Below are 20,610 nucleotides of genomic sequence, written 5' to 3' on the forward strand. Positions count from 1 at the left end.
TGTTTGCGGCCGCCGGGAATTATTTTTCTGCTCCGAAAAGTTGGCAGGAACACCCGGCCAAGGCTGGACGGGAAAATACGCTCGACAGCGGAGAGGAAGATTTTCCCGGCTCACCCCTGCGGCGGCTTGCCGGCATTGGCAAAGGCTGGGACTGTCGGTTACTTTTGCAGCAAAATAGTTCCCCAGGAGGTCGCACGGCTGAATGGGGCGGAAACGCCGGAATAGAAAAGGGAGGATGCCCGGCAGGTAGAAAAGGGAATGGAAAAGTATAAAGGCCATTGCCGTCGGCAGACCGGAAAGATAAAAAGCCGTACCGGGCCATTCTGCCCGACACGGCTTAGCTTTGTTCCGACGGATTAGTCGATGTCGTACCCAATCATGAACTTGTCATTGATAAGCAAATAGTAATAACCGTTTCCACAATCCCGGTATTCCTTGCTGAAGCCAGCCTTCATGCCTCCCTCACCATCCGGTTCGCACCAAAGCGTACCGTCATAACCGCAAAAATCAAAACGACTGGTAGAGAAAGTTTTGCCATCTTTCAATGCCTTTCTGAAAAGGGCCATGCTCGTGCTGCCGCAATACTTTTCAATTCTTGCCAGACTGATGCACATTCCGTCAATTACTGTTCCTGTCGTAATATGGTTCTCATACAGGGACTTTTCCGGGTCGGCTGCGGCAATTTTCCGGAGCCAGTTGTTGGTATGTGTGGCAAGGCGAGCGAGCCGCTGGTATTTAAGGAGTAGTTTCCTGTTCCTATCCTTTTCATTATCCTGTGAGGGGGCGTAGATTTTTTCGATGTTGTCCCAGTCTGTAAAGATGTAGCCACGCTTGCGCTTTCCCTTGGCAATGATACCGATGGCATTTTCACCACCCCGGTTGATAAACAATTTCCTACGCTCCCCGTAAATCCTGATATACAAAAACGATGGGTTCTGTTCGTTACGGAGATAGGCTTCTGCCGGATGAATATTAGTCAATTCCATATTTATAAAGTTATTTGTTTATGATTTAATGGTCATTCGTTATTAAAAACATGGGTCAGAATTTGGGGATGTAGCCAGACTTCAATAGTTCTCCATCCCTGTAAAGTTCGATACGTCCGGGTTTGAAGCCCATCTCACCGAGTGCTATATACCGGATATAGTCCCGGTATTCCTTGCCCGAAAAGTTCTTCCCGCACAGATTGTTGAAAATCATAGGGATTGCGTGTTCGCTGCAACTTGACAGCACCACGCTGCCGTTCTGTCTGATTTCTTCCGTCATAATCTTTCAATTTTAATGTTCAACATCAGTTTGTTTCTTTCCCTCTGTTCGCCCTCTGTGCGACTTCGGGATTATTTTTCTGCCCCGGAGGGCGGCAAGGAGCAACCGGACAAGGCTGGACGGGAAAATACGCTCGACAACGGAGAGGAAGATTTTCCCGGAACACCTCCGGCGGTCTGCCGGCATTGGAGGGGTTGTGACGGACGGGTATCTTTGCAGCAAAATAACTCCCTGAAGGTCGCAGGGCTGAATGGCGGTAACACGGGGTAAAAGAGTATGATTAGGCAAGAAGCTTTCACAAAAAAATTATTCTAACCTAAAAAGTCGTCATTAATGACGCTTTTTCCGATTAGGATTTTGCCATACGATTGAAAACAGTTATTTTTGTAATCGAAAAATCCGTCATAAACTGACATAAAATTCGATTAGCATGGCACATATAGAAAGGAATAAATATTTGGATGAACTTGTTTCCCTGCGACATAACGGTATGATCAAGGTCATAACGGGTATGCGCAGATGCGGCAAGTCCTATCTTCTTTTTGAGATATTCGCTTCATGGCTTGAAAATGAGGGCATTGCTTCAGACCATATCATAAAAGTGGATCTGGAAGACTATAAGAATCGGGAAATGAGAAATCCCGATAATCTGTACGCATACATGGAAAGCCGCATTGCGGATGACGCCATGTATTATCTCCTGCTTGACGAGGTACAGATGCTTGATAAGTTTGAGGATGTCCTGAATGGCTTTTTAAGGATGCGGAATGTAGATGTGTATGTAACAGGCAGTAATGCAAAGTTTCTCTCCAAGGATATAGCCACAGAGTTCAGGGGGCGTGGTTTTGAAGTGAAAATGTACCCTTTGAGTTTCGGTGAATACATGTCTGTTTATCCAGGCAGTATCCAGGCCGGCTTCAATGAATATATGCTATATGGCGGTCTTCCGCAGATATTGTCATATAATACGGAAGAACAGAAAGCGAAATTCCTGAAATCCTTGTTCGACGAGACCTATATCAAAGACATCAAAGACCGCTATGAGATACGCAAGGACGATGATCTGGAGGAACTTATCAACATCATGGCTTCCGGTATCGGAGCACTGACAAACCCGAACAAACTGGCGAACACTTTCCGGAGCGAGAAGAAGTCAAGCATCTCTTATGATACGGTCAAAGAATATATCGATTACCTGATCGATTCGTTTCTGGTTGAAAAGTCCACCCGCTATGACATCAAAGGAAAGCGATATATCAACTCCCAATACAAATATTACTTCATGGATTTGGGATTGCGCAACGCCCGCATCAATTTCCGTCAATCAGAAAGGAGTCATCTGATGGAGAATATGGTTTACAATGAATTGCGGATACGTGGGTTCAATGTGGATGTAGGTACCGTTCCGATTGTTGTGACTGATGAAAACGGCAGGCAGCAGCGTTCCAGCCTTGAAGTCGATTTCGTTTGCAACTTGGGAAGCAGGCGGTACTACATACAGTCGGCTTACCGAATGGAGTCTGATGAGAAGATAAAACAGGAACGGGCATCCCTACTGAAAGTGGACGATTCGTTCAAGAAAATTATTGTCATCGGTGAAGAAAGTCCTGTAACAAGAGATGAAGTAGGTATTACAACCATCAGTATTTATGATTTCCTGCTGAAGGACAATTCACTTGAATTGTAATGGAACCGAGGCTGCTCTTCCTGATACTGGTCGGCATAGCGATAGGCTTGTCCTGTCTGGCCGGGTACTGGCGGAAGAAAGCCGGGGAAGCCGCTTTTGCCGCTGCCCTGCTCGCCGATAAAGCCGAGGACCGTGACCGCCACTGCCGTCTGGCTGTGATGGCCGGGCACAGGGATGCCTGCCGTATGTTCTGCTTCGCCCATCCCGATTTTTACGAGGACAGGCATCCGCTCAAGCCTTTCCGTTTCCGTGGCATAAGCGTGACGTTCTACGGCCATTATTATCCGTCACGCTACAAAAGGCTGCTTGACGAAGAACAGCGTGGGTTCTGCCGTACTCTCTATGCCTTCAAAGAGGGAGAGAACCACGGCATCGACTTCTTCAAGGCTTGTATGGCCGCCCTGCCGGTGGACACCGCTTCCTGTCATGTCATGTTCATGCCATGCAGCAACTGGATAAAATACGGCCAGCGGTTCAAGCGGCTCGACTGGTACATCACGACCCACCGGAAGGAACTCACCTCCGGACTGTATGATGTCGATGTACACAGTGAACGCGAGAGCCTGCACGAGTGCAAGGGCAGCGAACGCATCCTTGAAAGAAACTACAATATTACAGGCGACATCAAGGGAAAAAGAATCATCATCGTGGACGATGTGTTCACGAGCGGCCAGAGCCTTACCGACTACAAGGAAGAGATAGAGCGGTGCGGCGGCGAAGTGGTGGCCGCCATCTTCTACGGAAAGACCGTTACGGTTCCGCCGCTGTTCCTGATAAAGGCCCATGTATGGGGCGGACATATCGTCCGCGCCATCACGCACGAGCCATAGGTCTTATGACATTTCTGCCAATGCCGCCAGGCATTTCTCCCGTGTGGTTTTGATGTAATTGAAAATCTTAGCCGGATTCACACTCTTCCCGTTGCGCCTGCAAGTGATGTGCAGATGCTCGCCGGTGCTGCGTCCCGTGTTTCCCGTAATGCCGACCGCATCCCTCGGACGGACAACAGCCCCTTTGCCGACCAGTATCCGCGAGAGATGGCAGTAGCTGACGGTGAACTCACCGTGCCGCAACACCACATATTTTCCCGAAGCCCTGTCCTGTCCGACCTTGATCACCGTGCCCTCCATCATGGCCAGCACCTTGTCACCCCGCGCGTGCAGGTCTATGCCGTTGTGGAACTTCCTCTTTCCGGTAAATGGGTCCGTCCGGTACCCGTATGGCGAATTGACCTTCATCTTACGGAGCGGATAGCACACGCTCAGATAGCGTTGCACCCATTTCTCCTTTCCGGCTTCGCCTGACGATGCCGGTGCGCTTTTTTCCTCAGACAGGCATCCTTCCATAAAAGCCTTTCCCTGCCGGTTCCCCATATCGTCGTCTTTCAGCGATACAGATTCCGATACACCTGTCGTCCTACCGGGCATGACCGTATTGAACTGTGCAAAAAGCGGTGTCGTGGTCATAATGACACCAGCAGCCAGCATCATCCATTTTTTTGTTTTCATGCCGCAAAGGTAACAAGGCGTATCCACCCTGTGCAAATATCCTAATCCATTTCTTATATGAATATGATTATTTAACTGTTTAGAATATGATTTTTAAGCCGAAATCATATTCTAATCATAAAAATAGTATATTTCAACTACTTATTATTCCATATATTTGCCTGTCACAATAAATTCAATCTATCTTTGCAAAGTATGATTTAGAATTTGATTTTATAATATGAAGCAAGTACGATTTGATTTGACGGAACTGCCGTTTGGAACACTGTCCAAATTCGGGCTTACACAAGAAATGATAGAGGATCTCCCCATGTATGTCCTTGAGGACATTTGCCAAGGAAAGCATTCGCCTGTGCTTCCTGTCCGGGTGACCGGTGAGAACGGTGAGACTTTTGAAAGTCGCACACGCATCGCCTTTATCCGCAGGGACGACGGTCAGGCGGACGTGGTATTCTATCCGGTGCTGAAATCCTCCCCGCTGGAGAAATACAGCGAGGCGCAACAGAAACAGCTACTCGACGGCAAGGCTGTCATCGTTGACGTGGAGACCTCCGACGGACGCCACAGCAAGGCATTCGTGCAGATAGACCCGGAGACGAAGCAGGTGCTTTCCGTGCCTACCCCCATCATCGGGCGCAATCTGCAGGTGGCCGCAGAGGAACTTCACCTCGGCACGGCAGAGGTCAACAGCCTGCAACACGGAGAACCGCTGACCATTGTCGTTGATGACGAGCCTGTCACCGTGGGCATCGACCTCAATACAAGGACGGGTATCCGCTTCTGCCACGGCGATGGAGAGAAATGGCGCGAGCAGACCAGACGGGAATGGGATAAATACACCTTCGGCTGCTACGGGTGCTGGGTCATGGACGATGACGGCAACCTCAATTATGTCTCCGAAGACGACTATACTGAAGAAATGTGGAACGAACAGAAGAAAAGCGCCGAGCGCAACCGTGCCGCAGCCCTTCACAAATAACCCTTATAACCGTCACGACCATGCACAAAGAACAGTATTATCCGGAGGACATCCTTATAGAGAAGCTGGAGAGCGGCGAATACGGCTGGCTCGATTTTGTCAATCACCACTCGGCCGAATGGCAGGAGGAGTATCTTCTTTACTGCAAGGAAAACGACTTCTTAGTCGGAGACCCGTCGGCGGAAGAGTTTGTCCATTTCAAGGACAGGGAACTTGAATATGCCCTCGAAAACGGAGACGCTTAATCTATCACAGACAATCCAAATCATCAGACAATGGCGATACGAAAGAATACCAACCCACGGGCGATGGATCTGCAGCCGGAGATGCGCGACATCCTGATGCGCAACGGTATGCAGGCCCATATCGTGCCTGACGGCGCAGGCTACAGCCTGGTCGTGCAGGGGCATGACTCGCCTTTGCTTGCCTATCCCATCACGGAGCGGCAGATGCTGGCACTGACCGACTGGGGTACGAATACGGCCAACAAGAAAGCCTACAATGTGTTTACCAGCATTGTCGGCAATGACTTTTATATGCCCAAAGATTTCGTCCACGCCCGGAACGCCAACGGCCGTGTCGCGATGGGACTTCACGGATACCGCATCGGTATCGGCGAATACGGACGCACCGGGTGGAGGGGGCTGCCACCCCCGTTCCTCGGATGGACGCCCCGCCAGCAATGGGGCTTTCACCTGCGCAGGGTCGGTGGGCAGTTGTTTTATCCCGGCCCCGTTGTCGCCGAACGCTGGGACGGACGGATGAAGCCCGGAGAGCTGCAATCCGGCGGTTACGGATTCTATTATAAAGGTGACCAAAGGGAGATTGCGGCGCAACCTGCGGATGTCTTACAGAACCTGCAAAGCGTTATCACGCCGCTTGTCACCCGGGAACGGAGCAGCGAGCCGGCCAAGCCCTACAAGGAACTGGTCAGCTCGCCCGTGTACTTCTCCAACGAGAAATGGCAGGAGTGCCTGTCCTCGCACGGCCTTATCGTGGATGCGGAGCAGCGGACGCTGACCGTGCAGTCGGAGTCGGTTTCCGCCGATTTCGTCTATGACCTGACAGCGGAAGAGACGGCGGTGCTGACCTCCAACTCCATTGAAGAACATCCGGTAGAGAAACGCATCGAGCTTCTCAATAACATCATCGCAGCGGACTACCGGGACAAGGTGACGATGGAAGCCCTGGACAGCGACCGGCGCATCAGTATCGGCCTGCATCCGGAAGTGCAGGAAGACCTGGCACGGCACCAACAGCAGGAACAAACGCTTTTTGAAGAACAACCGCAACAGGGACTTGCCGAGGAACAGATGTCCGAAGGAGCCGTGATTGACGGCAGGGATCTCTACTATCTCAACGAGAACCGGGGCTGGTATAAGGAAGGACGTCATGGGCGCGAAGTGGAAGTAAGCGAGATAGCCGTCCATCCGGCAGAGGCTGAGGGCAAGTACAGGATGACCGCCGTCATCGACGGGCAGGTCGTCAGCCACGAAATCAGCCAGAAGGACTATGACAAATTCCTGGCGGTCGATGACTACCACCGCATGAAGCTCTTTTCGAAGATATTCAGCGAAGTGGACATGAAGATGCGCCCCGAAGCCCGGAAAGACCTCGGTGTGAAGATATTCGCCGCCCTGACAGCCGGAGCCGTCGTCACGACCGGTGTCGTACACGGGATAAAGCACAGTCATCATGCGCCGGAGTTCTACGGCGAACGGTTCGGCGGTCCGCCCAGACCTTATTTCAAACCGGGTGTGGACACGCCAAGGGATGTGGCGATACGCAATTTCGAGGCCGAGATGAACCGGGAGATAAGTGACTTGCGTATGGGGAGGTAGGCCTATGAACGGAAACGAATTGACATACGATGACTTTCTGCGGCGCTTGACCATACAGGACGTGCTCATTGACGCGGGCTACCGGCTGAACAGGCGGGACGGCCTGCGTTATCCGTCATACGTCCGGACAGACAGCGACGGCAGGCGTGTGCGCGGTGACAAATTCATCGTCACGGCCAACGGCCAGTGCTGTTTCCAGCCGCCCCAGCAAAAGTTGTACAACATCATCTCCTTCATCAAGGAACATCCGCAGTTCTTTGCTGAATACCGGGCGGGCATATCCGGCGACAGGCTGGTGAACCTCGTTTGCAACCGCCTGCTGAACCAGCCCATCCCCGAGAGGGAGACACGCATCATACAGCCCAGACGGGACATCAGGCCCTTCAATATAGACGACTACGACATCCACAAGTTTAACCCCCAGGACAAAGAGACACAGAAGAAATTCTACTTTTTCTTCAAACATAGGGGCATAGACCTGTACACCCAATATGCCTTTCATAGAGATTTCTGTCTGGCCACGCGGAAAAGGCCGGACGGGTCGTCCTATACCAACCTTGCATTCCCGCTCCGCCTGCCCAAAGAGCCGGAAAAGGTCGTGGGATTCGAGGAACGGGGCCGGGCAAGGATGGACGGCAGCGGCAGCTACAAAGGCAAGGCCGAAGGAAGCAATTCGAGTGCGGGTCTGTGGATTGGCAGTCCTGCCGGGACAGCCCTGGGTGATGCCACCCACATTTACTGGTTCGAGAGCGGCTATGATGCCATGTCCTACTACCAGCTATACCAGAAAGAGAACAAGGATTTGAGAAAAGCCGTGTTCGTCTCCACCGGTGGAACTCCTACCGTGGAGCAGATGCGTGGGGTAATCTCCCGTACCCGTTCCGCCCGGCAGCATATCTGTTTCGACACCGATGCGGCAGGCCGGGAATTTACCGACAATCTCAAGAAAGAGATTCACCGGATAGTCAAGTCTGGCATCGAGTCCACGCCGGAGCGAAAAGCCTATCTCGAAACCATACCTGCCGGAGGCGGTATTGACGGAGGCAATGCCGACCTGTTGCCTGACACCCTGCGGTCATGTTACGGGAAATACGAAGCCGCATGGGAAGAGGTCATGTCCATGCGCTCAAGCGGGCTGTGCCATCCGGATGACATAAAGGAACAGGAAAGCCTGATGAACAGACAATACAGGGATTTCCGGAATGGGCTGCGGGATTTTCTCGGTCTGGACGAAAAGGATGACACCCGGTTCGTGCGGGAAGAGCCGAAAGCTCCCTGCAAGGACTGGAACGACGAGCTGCTGGCAGGCATAAGACAGGAAACATCCGCCCGAGAGAACCGTCCCAGAGAAGAAGATACGGAACAGGAACGAAAAACAGGCTTCCACCGATGAGAACGACACCATCCATATCACAGCCGGAAAGTCTCGTATTGAGACCACACAAGATGCAGTTCGTCATCGACGAGCTGCCGTCCCTTGCCGTGTGCTGTGCCGGTGGCATCTACGGCGGCATGGAAGGCGTGCCATACCCGGTTGCCGGGGTTGCTGTCTTCTTTTTCCTGTCGCTTGTCCTGCTGTACCGCTTCATCTACCTGTGCAGGATACACTACCACATCGGCATCGAGCAGCTTGTCTGTGAACAGGGTGTGTTCGTCCGAAAGGTGGACTATATGGAATTGTACCGTATCGTGGACTTCCAGGAACATCAGAGCCTGATGCAGCAGCTCTGCGGACTGAAGACGGTGCGCATTTTCTCTACGGACCGGAACACGCCCCGGCTCGACCTTACAGGCATGAGACGGAAGGACGACATCGTTCCGCTCATCCGGGGACGGGTGGAATACAACAAACGAAAAAAGGGAATATATGAAATCACGAACCATTAGCATCATCCTTGCCGCCGTGCTCGCATTCCTGCTGCCGCAGCTTGCGCAGGCGCAGATAGCGGCCTCCAACCCGTTGGAATGGGTGGCTCTTGCCGAAGGGAACGAGCTGATAAACGGCCAGATTGACAAACAGATAAAGGGACAAACCCAGACGGCGGTACTGCAGAACAGCATTGCTGCGGAGTTCAACCGGATACATCAATGGGAGAAAGAATACAACAACTACCTTAAGACGGCCAGCGGCTTCGCTTCGTCACTGAAAGCCTGCACACACCTGTACAACGACGGCGTGAGGATATTCCTCACCCTCGGCAAACTGGGCAAGGCCATCAAAAACAACCCGCAGGGCATCATCGCCAGCATGAGCATGAACAACCTCTATATCGAGACGGCCACGGAACTGGTCTCCGTGTTCACGCTGCTGAACGATGCCGTGGCGAAAGGAGGCACGGAAAACATGCTGACAGGCGCAGAACGCAGCAAGACCTTGTGGGCATTGAACGACAAACTGTCGGCTTTCAGCCGGAAACTGCACCTGCTCTACCTGAGCATACGGTACTATACGCTGAACGACGTATGGAACAATGTGACAGCCGGGATGTTGGACCGTGATAATGGAGAGGTGGCACGGCTGGCCATGACCCGATGGCGCAGGGCAGCCGCACTCGCACATTAAAAAGGATGAAAAGATGAAGAAGCTGACGATGACATTGACCTGTATTCTACTGCTGTGTGCCGCTTCTCCGAAAGTCCGGGCACAGAACGACCCGGTACTGGCAGGCATGATCCTGCTCTATACCGACAAGGCGCAGAAAGAACTGAAAAGCCAGGAAAAGGTGATGCTACTGCAGACTACCGGTCACATTTGGACAAAGGAGGAGATAGAGGGTACCACCGACTTGCAGCGGGAGTTCAACAATTATCTGGACTCGTTCCGCTCGATTGTCTGCTATGCTGCCCAGACCTACGGCTTCTACCATGAGATAAGCCGGCTGACGGACAATTTAGGCGACTTCTCGCAGCAGCTTGCGAGACATCCGTCCAACGCCCTTGCCGTCGCCCTCTCGTCACGCCGGAACAAAATATACCGGGAACTGATACTCGGCAGCGTGGAAATCGTGAACGACATCCGTACCGCCTGCCTGTCGGACAACAAGATGACGGAGAAAGAACGGATGGAAGTTGTGTTCGGCATCCGTCCGAAACTCAAATTGATGAACAAGAAACTGCAACGCCTGACCATAGCGGTGAAATACACCACGATGGGCGACATCTGGATAGAGATTGACGGCGGTTCGCTTCCCGTTGCGGACAAGCGCGACATCGTGGAAGCCGCCCGACGCAGATGGAAGCAGAACGGAAGGAAAGTAAGACCTTAAATATATAGAACAGATATGGGATTCTGGGACGCATTATTGAAAGCAGGCGGCAAGGCCGCCAAGAACATGGGCAAGGCCGCCGCAGCCACAGGGAGGAGTGCGGGACAAGCCGTGTTGCATCCCTCGCAGACCCTGCGCGGAGCGGGTCAGGCGATGAAGACCGCCGCCATAGGCAGTGCGGCCGGTTATGTGGCGTGGGAAAAGCTGACCACGGACAAAAGCGTGGCGAGGATTGTGGGCGATACCGTCATCGGCGAATCGGCCACGAATGCCCTTGCCGGTACGACGGAGGATATACAAGAACTGAAAGGAAAGGCCGGAGAAGCAGCCGAGGCGGTGGGCGGTGCGGCGGCAAGCATCAGCTCCAGCCTGAATGGAGTGTCGAACTTCATAGGCCAGGCCACCGGAGGCGGACTTGGGAACATGATCGGCGGTTTTTTCAGCAACCTCGGACGCGGTAACGTGTCCGGGCTGAGCATAGCGGGACTTATCGCCGCCGCATTCCTGGTCTTCGGGCGCACCGGCTGGCTCGGCAAGATAGCCGGGCTGTTTCTGGGCATGATGCTCATCGGCAACAATGCCGGGCTTGTCCGCACGGAAGTTCCGGAGAGCGCACAGAGAAATTCCGCACAGGGCCTTTCCACAGAAGAGGGACAGGCGCAAGGCGGAGGCATGAGAAGATAGGACATCAAACAAATAAGAAAATGAAATATACCGAAGAAATGATACTGCATTCCGACAGCGGCTACTGCATGCCGTTCGCAGAACCTGACGGCAGGGATGTGAGCCTGTCGCTCGGCTACGGCGAGCAGAACCATCCGGAGAGCGGCGAGAAGTTTTTCCACCACGGCATCGACTTCGACGTGCGGCGTTACCTGCTGTCCGCCGTGGCCAGCGGTGTCGTGTCGGGTGTAGGCAACGACCCCACACACGGCATCTGCCAGACCATCCGCTACGGACAATATGAAGTGACATACGGACACCTGTCCAATGTGTTCGCCCAATTCGGCAGGCAAGTGAAAGCCGGGCAGACGGTAGCGATGAGCGGCGACCTGTTGCATGTCGGGGTCAAGTTCAAAGGCGAGGAAATGGATCCGCTGGAGTTCCTCGCCATGCTGTACGGCAACATCAAGGCCATGCAGGAAGCGGGCGGCGACAGTGCTGACGGCTTCTACGATGGCGCACCGGAAACCGACTATGAACGGGACAGGGAGGAAATAGAACGGCTGATGTTCCGTTTCCTGCCGCTCTACATGGATGACCTTCGGCTGGGAAGATACACGGTGCCGGAACATACGGAGCAATCGCTTCGCAACATCTTCACGACCGGTGCGATGAAAGCATATTTTTATGAGCGGATGCCGAGCATGGCAAACCCGCTCGGTCTGGGACAGAAAGCGTTGCCTCTGGTGTGCAAGGTACAGAACCTGCTGATAGCGGACTTCCTGAACTACCTCGCCCTGCGGCATGAGGTGTACCTTTCGACAATGGGCGGCGGGAACTTAAAAAAAAACTTCGTGCCGAAGCAGTAGCCTCCAGCGGCATCATCGACCCGCTGGCGGAACTGGACATCGACATCCAGAGTTTCGACATACCGAGGGCGGTCACCGTCTATCCCGACCGTGCCGGCATCCGGTGGTGGACCAAAGCCTGGTTCAACAACCGGGAGGAAGGCGAGGCATCGGTGGAAATCGAGCGGACACAGGCCGTGGACTTCATCCACGACCGCATCGGAAAGGACGCATGGCTCGAAGCGTTCTTCCCCAAGCAGATGGAGGTGTACCGCAACGCCATCGAACAGACAAAGGAACAGTTACTGAAACAGGTGAACTTGATATGATATGACAACATAATGGAAGGAATAAAACATAGCAGACAGTTTGCGGAGACGGAATCCCTTATGGACAACTATTTCGTCTGCCACATAGTTCCCGTCATGAAACAGACGCAGGCGTACCTGAACGAGAAACAGGGCGAGGAGATGAAGGAATACTCCACCTCCATCGGCGGCATACTCAGCATGATGGCGACGGCGGGTCAGCCGCTCGGCGACCCTTACCAGACCCTCAAGGTCACGGGAGAATGGAACTCGAAAACCACCGAGGACTACATCGCGATGTGCCGGGAGAAAATCGTCTCGTCCGACGAGATGCAGCATGACCTTGCCTGTATCGCCGGACAATGGCGTCATGCCGTCGTGCAGGAAATCGGCAGGGAGCGGTACGACGAACTGTCGAAGGAACTGGGCTGTGACCTTGCCTATGCCTATGTGGACTACCGCGTGGAGCAGATGATGATAGACAAGCTGGTCAAGGAACGGATGCCCAAATCGTCCGCAGAATACATCATCCGCAAGGCGGCGGAGTCGAGCCTGCTGGGACTGCCGCAGGTGTTGGGTCGATCGCCGCTTGCCGAAGAGATAGAAGCCCGAGGAGAGGCAGCCTACCGTCCGGGCAAGGTAGAGAAAGGTGCAGCCTGGGCATTGGGGGTTTCTGTGGACACTCTCATGCTGGGCGGCGCTGGGTCGTGGACGACATTCGCCAAGTTCATTGGAGCGGATGCCGCCGTTTCCGCCGTTGCCGGACATCTCGATAAGGACAAGCCGGAAGGCCCTACGGTGGAAACGTGCATCAGCAAGGGCGTGTTCGGCATTGACGGCAATGTTTTCACCACGTTCCGGAAGGAAGCCGCAGCCATTTCTCCCCAAGAAAACGTCACCCTTGCCGCTGCAAACAATGTGCTGCGCAAGAAAATACCTGTATGCGAATTTGACTTCACGAAATGGATGCAAGTGGGAAACACACAGTGGTGGCCCGATTTCGGGGCAACAGAACATGACCGGAAGGAAAAATACAAGGATGTTCCGTTGATTGTAGCTCCCGGCCAGGAAGAAGCCTACCTGCGGGATCTGGAAAGGCAGAAAGCGGAGGACAAGAACGGGCAGGCTGTAGTGCAAGAGGAGCAGAGGGAAGAAAACAGGACAGAATCACAAACCCAAATTCACGGCGACGAAGAAACTGCGACTGTCGGGCAGGAGAATCCATCTGCATCAGCCATCCAAAGCAACGAAAACGGCTGGAACGGGCTGTTACGGTCAGTGGGACTGGACGGGCTGGGTGAAATCACCGGCAACCTCGGTTACATCATGGCCATGCTTCCGGACATCCTGTTGGGAGCATTCACGGGAAAGACACAATCCTTGCGACTGAAAGACAACCTGCTGCCGATGGCAAGCATCGTGGCGGGCCTGTTTGTCCGTAATCCGCTGTTGAAGATGCTCCTTATCGGCCTGGGCGGGGCAAACCTGCTGAACAAAGCCGGACATGAGGCATTGGAACGCAAGCAGTCGGAAGGGCTGACCGCCGGAAACAGGGAAACCGAATACAAGCGTTATCCTGACGAGCCGCTCAATCCCCGCATCGTCAATCCGGTGCTACAAGGCTGTACGCTGGTGGCCACGATAGACCATGTGCCGTGCACCGTCCAGCTCAGTCCGGTGGTGGCCGATGCCTACAGGAAAGGTGCCCTGCCGCTGAACACGCTGGCCAACGCCGTGCTTGCCCAAAGTGACCGGATGAATCAGATGGCTTCCCAGAATTACGACAACAACCGTCCTGAAACCATCGTTCGGACGCGGGGCATCCAATAACCGACCATTAAAACAGCATACGGAGTATGAAAGAAAAATCACCCATAGAGAAAAATGCAGAGAGGAAGCAGATAGACTTGCTTTCCGAAGCCTTGAACGGAGCCTCGAACGCAAACGGGTATTGGCTGAACGCATCCGGCAAAGGCTATCCCAAGTTCCATCCGCGCGGCGTGTCCGTCAGTCCGTTCAATGCCCTTTTCATGGCTTTGCACTCGGACAAGAACGGCTGCGGGTCAAATCTTTTCATTCACTATAATGAAGCCAAAGCGATGGGTATGTCCGTCCGGGAGCATGAGCGGGGCGTGCCTTTCCTTTTCTACAACTGGAACAGATATGTCAACCGGAACAATCCGGAAGAGATCATCAGCCGCACAGCCTATCTCGGACTGGACGAACAGGACAGGAAACATTACAAAGGCGTGCATAACCGGGAAGTGCGCACCCTCTTCAACATAGACCAGACCACCCTGCAGGATGTGGACAGACCATCCTATGAAGCCGCACTGAGGCAATACGGCGGTGTGGCGGAAAGGGGCTATACGGAAGCGGACAACCGGAAGCTGCATATCCGCTTCAATGATTTTCTGCTGAAGATGAAAGACAGCCTTGTCCCCGTCCGTTACGACGGCAGCGGAATGCCCCATTACGAAACGGACAAGGATGCCGTCTATATGCCCCGGCAGCGGAATTTCGACCACTATCACGATTATATACAGGAAACCCTTCGGCAGATTGTCAGCGCCACCGGTCACCAGCAGCGTCTGGCACGTGAAGGCATGGTGATGAAAAACGGCATGGCACCCTCGGAGGACGCATTGAAACAGGAACGGCTGATTGTGGAAGTGGCTTCCGGCATCAAGATGCTGGAACTCGGCCTGCCGGCAAGACTGTCGGAAGAGAGTCTGAAGACGGTGGAATACTGGAACAGGGAACTTCAGGAGAATCCGCTCATGATGGCCGCCATCGAAAGCGACGTGAATAACGCCCTTGAAGTGATACGCAAGGCGGAACGCGGCGAGAAGATTGAATACGCCACCATCCGCAACCGGAAACAGACATCAGACATGAGGGCGGAACTTCCGAAACACCATGCCATAGCGGACGAAATAGCCCGACATCCGGACAAGGACAAGAAAACCATCATTGTGGTCAGGGACAACGCCGCGAAAACGGCGGATGTGGTTCTGCCGGCCGGTGCTTCGACGGAAGTGGACAACGAGGTGCCGGGAATGAACAAGAGCCGCATCGAAAGAGCCTTGCGTAAAGAGGGCTTCGAGCAGATACGGTTTTTCAATCCGGACGGGGCATTGGGATTCAGGCCCGACGACAGCTATTTCTCCGGCAAGGAGGTATCTCTGGCCCGGCTGAAAAACTGGGAGATACAGGAACTGTCCACGTTGGATGTAGCTCCTGCGGTGAAGCAGGCCTGCGAGGTAAGTTTCGACCGGGTGCAGATGATACAGGACGACAAGAACCGCTGGGCACTCTACATCAAGCCGGAGAACGAGAACGGTTACAGCGTCTATCCGGACAAGGAGGACGTGAACCGTTTTTTCTCCACCCTCAAACAGGCGATGAACAACATTGACAAAGTGCGCATGGAACTGGCACACAAGTATTACGCCCTTGCGGAAACAAAACCCGACCTGAAGGTTGACCTGTTCAGTTGCGGGGAGAAGGATATAGACATGAGCCGGATCCAGCGCGTCAGTGTGTTCAAGACGAAGCAGGACGGCATCCTGTGCGCGGCGACCATCGACGGGCGAAGGCCGGAACCGAGAAGCGTCACGCAACAGCAATGGCAGCGGATGTGGCTTGCCGAGGACAGGGACGATTACAAGCTGAACCTGGCAGCCGCTCTCTTTGCCGATGTGCTGCGCAAAGGACAGGCACGGGACAATTCCGTGGAAACAGCGGCATCAGCCGAAAGGCAGCCGGAACAGAGTGAACAGGAAGAACAGAAAACAGGAATGAAACGATGAAGATTTATAAGAAATGAGCAAAAATCAAGAATACGCAGAGAAATATGCCGGATACGCGATGGAACAGATGCGGCGGTACGGTATTCCCGCCTCCGTGACGCTGGCACAAGGCATACTGGAAAGCAGCAACGGCCAGAGCCAACTGGCACAGAACGAGAACAACCATTTCGGCATCAAGGCCACGCCGTCATGGATTGCCGAAGGAGGCCGGTATGCCCTGTATTCAGACGACCGTCCGAACGAAAAGTTCTGCAGCTATGACTCCGTAGGCGACTCCTACGAACACCACTCCCGTTTCCTGAAAGAAAACAGCCGCTATGCCGCCTGCTTCAATCTGTCGCCGGATGACTACAAGGGGTGGACGGAAGGCATCGCCCGGGCCGGATATGCCACGGGAAGCGGCTATGCCGCCAACCTGCAGAAAATCATCGAGCAGAACGGCCTTGACAGATATGACCGTCAGGTCATGCAGGAAATGGCGGCACAGGGACGGCATTTCGGCGTGGAGGAAAACCCTTTGGGAAAATCTGAAAACACGGCCTATTCCTTTCCGGTCGAAAGGAAGGATTTCCTTTTTGTCACCACCCCGTTCGGTGTGGACGACCGCACGGCCAACGGTGGCGAGAAAGTCCACAAGGGGCTGGACATCCGGTGTGCCGGGGATGCTGTCCTCGCCACGGAAAACGGAGGCAAGGTCGTCTCCGTGAAAGGAAGCGGTAGCGGGCAGTCCGTGACCGTGGAATACAGCCGGAAAGACGGCAGCAAGGTGCAGTGTACCTATATGCACCTCGGCGAAGTCTCCGTCAAGGCCGGGGATACAGTCAAGTCCGGGCAGCAGCTCGGAAAGACGGGCGGCGAACATCTGCATTTCGGGGTAAAAAACATCTATGCGGACGGCACGCAGCGGGACATCGACCCGGCGGCGTACCTCGCAGAGATCGCCCAGAAAGGCAGCATCCGGCAGCAGGTGCTGCACAACGGCAACGACTTGCTCGCCAGATACAGGAGTACGGAAAGCACCAGGGACGGAAAACCGCTCACCACCGAAGGATGGATGAAAAAACTGCTCTCCTCGGAGGACAGCGGCGTGGGCCTGTCCGGATGCAGCGATCCTGTCGTGGAGATGGCCATGACCGCCTTCACCTCCCTGATGCTGCTGGCCGTGCAGATTGACAACAAGGAAGAGGAAAGGCAGAAAGCGGAAGTGTCCGCTGCGATGGACAGTGGGAGAATCGACCTCAAATCCCTGTTGCCGGGTATGAAAAGCTGCACCCTGACCATCAACGAAAACGGCAAGGCCGTGCTTCATGCCGACAACGGAAACATGCAGATGTCGAGGGAGCTTTCCTCTGCCGAACTCAGCCGCCTGTCGGCCACGCTGAACAACTGTTCTCTCTCCGAAGAGACCAAGCGTATGCGCGTGAGTGGACTGCTCAACACGGTCATCCTCTCCGAGACGGCTTCCCGCAACTTCGAGATGGGAATGGAACAACTGCAGGGACAGACAGAAGGACTGAAAAGATAGCAATGAAAATATGAAAAGCGTGATGATGCAATTATGTGTTTATGTACTCGGATTGTCCTCGTGCGTGCTGCATACCGTCATGTACCTTAAGCTGTTCGGATGGGTGGCGGCGTTTGTCATCATCGGGATACAGGTGCTGCTTGCCGCATGGATAATCTACATCCGTATCAGGGCACCCGATTAGCAAAGGGAATTTCCGGTTCAACTTCAACAAGGCCGTTTCCGCTTTCCGGTGGAAATGTCACACATCAAAAAAAGACAAGCGATGATAAAATGCAATGTTACCCTATGCGGCACGATCAGCCGCGACGCCTCCGTCCGCACAGGCAAGGACGGCAAGGAGTTCGTAAGTTTTCCTCTCCAGGTCTCCATCCCCGGAAAGAACGGGAATGAGGGGAACATGGAAGTCAGTGTCAGCAAAGACGGCGGACAGGACACCGTCCATGAATACCGGTACGGCTCCCGTGCCAAGGTCACGGGCACCCTTTTGCTGAAACGCAGGGGCGAGAAGCTCTATTTCAACCTGTCGGCAGATTCCGTGGATCTTTCCGATGCCGGGAACACGGATTCCGTCAAGGGGCAGATGGTCTTCCGTGGAAAGACCGGCAAGCACATAGAGGAACGCAAGGACAAGACCGGCAAGCCGTACCTGATGTTCTCCGCGTTCAGCACGGAGAAGGTCAATGACGGGTTCGAGTACCAATGGGTGCGCTTCTTCTGTTTCGGCAAGGAAAAGGAGGAGTGGCTGCAGCCGGGTGTCAAGGTGGACGCGAAAGGAGAAATGTCCCTCTCCCTATACGACGGCAAGCCGGACATCTCCTGCCGTGTGGAAGAACTCAACCAGTATGTGCCGGAGGCCGGCAACGATAACAGATGACGGATATGGCCGGTTACAGACGACAGAACGCGGACGGGCCGAACAGCGAGGAAAAGGCTCTCGACCTGTTCGCCGAGATGATGATTGAAAAGATAGAAAGCATCAATGAGGACTGGCGCAAGCCCTGGTTCACGGAAGGCGCATTGCAGTGGCCGCGCAACCTGTCCGGACGCGAATACAACGGCATGAACGCCTTCATGTTGATGCTGCACTGCGAGAAAGAGGGATACAAAATACCCCGCTTCTGTACCTTCGACTGCGTGCAGCGGATGAACAAGCCGGGAAAGGACGGACAGGAACTGCCGAGGGTCTCCGTGCTGCGCGGCGAGAAATCCTTCCCGGTGATGCTCACCACTTTCACCTGCATACACAAGGAGACGAAGGAGAAAATCAAGTATGACGACTACAAGAATCTCTCCGAGGATGAGAAGAAGGAGTACAATGTCTATCCGAGGATGCAGGTTTTCAGGGTGTTCAACGTACAGCAGACCAACCTGCGGGAAGCGCGTCCGGAATTGTGGGAAAAGCTGGAAAAGGAAAACGGCCGTCCTGAAGTCAAGGCAGGCGAACAGTTCGACTTCGAGCCGGTGGACCGGATGATAAGCGAGAACCTGTGGATCTGTCCCATACGGCCCATGCATCAGGATAGTGCGTACTATTCCATTACGAAGAATGAAATCGTAGTGCCGGAAAAGAGGCAGTTCAAGGACGGGGAAGCGTTCTACGGCACCCTGTTCCACGAGATGACCCATTCCACCGGTGCGAAAGGCGTGCTCGACCGCCTCGAACCGACAGCCTTCGGTTCAAAGGAATATGCCAGGGAGGAACTGGTGGCCGAACTCGGCAGCGCATTGGTCTCACAGCGTTACGGCATGACCAAACACATCAAGGAAGACAGCTGCGCCTACCTCAAATCATGGCTCGACTCATTGAAAGAGTCCCCGCAGTTCATCAAGACAACCCTGATGGATGTAAAAAAGGCATCCTCTATAATCACGCAGAAGGTGGACAGGATTGCAAGGGGACTGGACGAAGACAATACGGAACGGATAGCAAACGGGACCTCTCCAAAGGGAAAGACATTCTATGCGTCCGTGGCTTACCTGCAAACCACCGATGACAGGAGCCAACTTGACGAACTGAGGGAAAAAGGAGACTATGAGGGGCTGCTGGCCTGCGCCAAGGAATATTATGACGGGAACGGCATGGATGAACAATACACCTACCAGACTCCCTTGCAGCATAGGGGTGATGACCTGCTTGTCGAAGACAAGGATTTTGCCGTCGTGTATAACGGGAGCGTGGGCGGCACCTATGAGGTGATGCTGAAATACTCGGAGCAGGAGGTACGCGACCACATCAACCGCTACGGCATTGACCGTGCGAGCGTGGATGTGAAAGAGCTTGCCAAGGATATGGTCGTTGAACAGTTTGCCAAACTGACGCATCAGAGAATGCCGGTATTCGAAATGCCGAACGGGGATATTCTGTATGCAGCGTACAACAGGGAGAAGGATGCGCTCGATGTGGGAGGTGTATGCAATGCGGGTCTTGCCGTGCGGCACAGCTTCCCATACGACTACAATTCGACGCTCGATGCCAACCTGCAGGCCGTAAACGAGAAGCTGAACGAACTCGACGAATACAGGGAGGAGCTACAAGAGGCAGAATATGGCGGCGGAATGCGGCGATAGACAAAAAGGAACACGGGGCCGGTGTGGATGCCAGCCCCGTGTCTTTGTCAGCTTTGTTGAAAATACTCCTGCCAATTTTCTTCATCAACGGTCAGTCTGCCCTTTTCCCAATCGTATTCTACTTCCGGCATATTAGCATAAGGGAAATACACGGTATAGCCTATCTGACCGTAAGAACTGTGCAAGGGTATAACACAAATCTCGTGGCCATAATAAGGCTGCGGCGTACAGTATTTCCGCCAGTCGAAACGACCTGCCGCAATATTGCAGCAAAGTAACTTTAGAGTCACTGTTTTTTTCCAACCTTGAAAATTGTTTTTACTTCTTCTTTCCATA

Annotated in this window: 22 protein-coding genes; 18 read left to right on the forward strand and 4 right to left on the reverse strand. The window is 53.7% G+C overall.

Annotation, left to right across the window (positions count from 1 at the left end):
- Positions 1 to 356: 356 nt before the first annotated feature.
- Complete coding sequence (locus BQ7483_RS02380; RefSeq protein WP_072544706.1) at positions 357 to 986, reverse strand: hypothetical protein; 630 nt, start codon at positions 984 to 986, stop codon at positions 357 to 359.
- A 55-nt stretch (positions 987 to 1,041) separates the two neighbouring features.
- A complete protein-coding gene (locus BQ7483_RS02385) occupies positions 1,042 to 1,266 on the reverse strand; it encodes a DUF7688 family protein (RefSeq protein ID WP_072544707.1) in 225 nt (74 codons plus the stop codon).
- 430 nt (positions 1,267 to 1,696) lie between these two features.
- Between BQ7483_RS02385 and BQ7483_RS02395 the strand changes: the two genes are divergently transcribed.
- Both BQ7483_RS02395 and BQ7483_RS02400 read left to right on the forward strand, forming a co-directional pair.
- The gene (locus BQ7483_RS02395) at positions 1,697 to 2,953 is read left to right on the forward strand and encodes an ATP-binding protein (RefSeq protein WP_072544708.1); all 1,257 of its coding nucleotides are present in this window, start codon (positions 1,697 to 1,699) and stop codon (positions 2,951 to 2,953) included.
- On the forward strand, positions 2,953 to 3,783 hold the full coding sequence (locus BQ7483_RS02400) for a phosphoribosyltransferase family protein (RefSeq protein WP_013616480.1): 831 nt from the start codon (positions 2,953 to 2,955) through the stop codon (positions 3,781 to 3,783). The genes BQ7483_RS02395 and BQ7483_RS02400 overlap by 1 nt, the downstream gene beginning before the upstream one ends.
- A gap of 3 nt (positions 3,784 to 3,786) precedes the next feature.
- Here the strand turns inward: BQ7483_RS02400 and BQ7483_RS02405 are convergent, their stop codons facing one another.
- Positions 3,787 to 4,461, reverse strand: a complete 675-nt coding sequence (locus BQ7483_RS02405) for a M23 family metallopeptidase (protein ID WP_052306014.1) — start codon at positions 4,459 to 4,461, stop codon at positions 3,787 to 3,789.
- A gap of 220 nt (positions 4,462 to 4,681) precedes the next feature.
- Here BQ7483_RS02405 and BQ7483_RS02410 point away from each other — a divergent pair, with 220 nt between their 5' ends.
- From BQ7483_RS02410 to BQ7483_RS02480, 16 genes are all read left to right on the forward strand, one after another.
- Positions 4,682 to 5,440 carry a DUF4099 domain-containing protein gene (locus BQ7483_RS02410; RefSeq protein WP_013616478.1) on the forward strand — a complete coding sequence of 253 codons (759 nt, stop codon included), beginning with the start codon at positions 4,682 to 4,684 and terminating at the stop codon, positions 5,438 to 5,440.
- Between the two features lie 20 nt (positions 5,441 to 5,460).
- Positions 5,461 to 5,685, forward strand: coding sequence for a hypothetical protein (locus tag BQ7483_RS02415; RefSeq protein ID WP_072544709.1), 225 nt, complete (start codon positions 5,461 to 5,463; stop codon positions 5,683 to 5,685).
- A 30-nt stretch (positions 5,686 to 5,715) separates the two neighbouring features.
- Complete coding sequence (locus tag BQ7483_RS02420; protein ID WP_072544710.1) at positions 5,716 to 7,281, forward strand: hypothetical protein; 1,566 nt, start codon at positions 5,716 to 5,718, stop codon at positions 7,279 to 7,281.
- A 4-nt stretch (positions 7,282 to 7,285) separates the two neighbouring features.
- Positions 7,286 to 8,674 (forward strand): toprim domain-containing protein, encoded by a 1,389-nt coding sequence (locus BQ7483_RS02425; protein ID WP_072544711.1) that lies wholly within the window; start codon positions 7,286 to 7,288, stop codon positions 8,672 to 8,674.
- Entirely contained in the window at positions 8,671 to 9,168 is a 498-nt protein-coding gene (locus tag BQ7483_RS02430) for a PH domain-containing protein (protein WP_072544712.1), read from the forward strand. The genes BQ7483_RS02425 and BQ7483_RS02430 overlap by 4 nt, the downstream gene beginning before the upstream one ends.
- Positions 9,149 to 9,844, forward strand: coding sequence for a hypothetical protein (locus BQ7483_RS02435; RefSeq protein WP_072544713.1), 696 nt, complete (start codon positions 9,149 to 9,151; stop codon positions 9,842 to 9,844). The genes BQ7483_RS02430 and BQ7483_RS02435 overlap by 20 nt, the downstream gene beginning before the upstream one ends.
- Before the next feature lie 13 nt (positions 9,845 to 9,857).
- A complete protein-coding gene (locus tag BQ7483_RS02440; RefSeq protein ID WP_072544714.1) occupies positions 9,858 to 10,547 on the forward strand; it encodes a hypothetical protein in 690 nt (229 codons plus the stop codon).
- Between the two features lie 15 nt (positions 10,548 to 10,562).
- Positions 10,563 to 11,231 (forward strand): hypothetical protein, encoded by a 669-nt coding sequence (locus BQ7483_RS02445; RefSeq protein WP_072544715.1) that lies wholly within the window; start codon positions 10,563 to 10,565, stop codon positions 11,229 to 11,231.
- A 20-nt stretch (positions 11,232 to 11,251) separates the two neighbouring features.
- Positions 11,252 to 12,079: a M23 family metallopeptidase gene (locus tag BQ7483_RS02450; protein ID WP_072544716.1), complete on the forward strand. Its 828-nt coding sequence runs from the start codon at positions 11,252 to 11,254 to the stop codon at positions 12,077 to 12,079.
- A gap of 23 nt (positions 12,080 to 12,102) precedes the next feature.
- Complete coding sequence (locus tag BQ7483_RS02455) at positions 12,103 to 12,387, forward strand: hypothetical protein (RefSeq protein WP_013616469.1); 285 nt, start codon at positions 12,103 to 12,105, stop codon at positions 12,385 to 12,387.
- A 12-nt stretch (positions 12,388 to 12,399) separates the two neighbouring features.
- A complete protein-coding gene (locus BQ7483_RS02460) occupies positions 12,400 to 14,196 on the forward strand; it encodes a hypothetical protein (protein ID WP_072544717.1) in 1,797 nt (598 codons plus the stop codon).
- Positions 14,197 to 14,222: 26 nt separating this feature from the next.
- Positions 14,223 to 16,178 (forward strand): zincin-like metallopeptidase domain-containing protein, encoded by a 1,956-nt coding sequence (locus tag BQ7483_RS02465; RefSeq protein ID WP_072544718.1) that lies wholly within the window; start codon positions 14,223 to 14,225, stop codon positions 16,176 to 16,178.
- 13 nt (positions 16,179 to 16,191) lie between these two features.
- Complete coding sequence (locus BQ7483_RS02470; RefSeq protein WP_072544719.1) at positions 16,192 to 17,703, forward strand: glucosaminidase domain-containing protein; 1,512 nt, start codon at positions 16,192 to 16,194, stop codon at positions 17,701 to 17,703.
- A gap of 22 nt (positions 17,704 to 17,725) precedes the next feature.
- Positions 17,726 to 17,887 (forward strand): hypothetical protein, encoded by a 162-nt coding sequence (locus BQ7483_RS17670; RefSeq protein WP_154673563.1) that lies wholly within the window; start codon positions 17,726 to 17,728, stop codon positions 17,885 to 17,887.
- 81 nt (positions 17,888 to 17,968) lie between these two features.
- Complete coding sequence (locus tag BQ7483_RS02475) at positions 17,969 to 18,580, forward strand: hypothetical protein (protein WP_072544720.1); 612 nt, start codon at positions 17,969 to 17,971, stop codon at positions 18,578 to 18,580.
- Positions 18,581 to 18,585: 5 nt separating this feature from the next.
- On the forward strand, positions 18,586 to 20,274 hold the full coding sequence (locus BQ7483_RS02480) for a zincin-like metallopeptidase domain-containing protein (RefSeq protein WP_072544957.1): 1,689 nt from the start codon (positions 18,586 to 18,588) through the stop codon (positions 20,272 to 20,274).
- A gap of 47 nt (positions 20,275 to 20,321) precedes the next feature.
- Here BQ7483_RS02480 and BQ7483_RS02485 read toward each other — a convergent pair whose 3' ends face one another.
- On the reverse strand, positions 20,322 to 20,609 hold the full coding sequence (locus tag BQ7483_RS02485) for a hypothetical protein (RefSeq protein WP_072544721.1): 288 nt from the start codon (positions 20,607 to 20,609) through the stop codon (positions 20,322 to 20,324).
- Position 20,610: the final 1 nt, after the last annotated feature.

Origin of the sequence: Mediterranea massiliensis, assembly GCF_900128475.1 — a bacterium.
Classification (GTDB): Bacteria; Bacteroidota; Bacteroidia; order Bacteroidales; family Bacteroidaceae; genus Bacteroides; species Bacteroides massiliensis_E.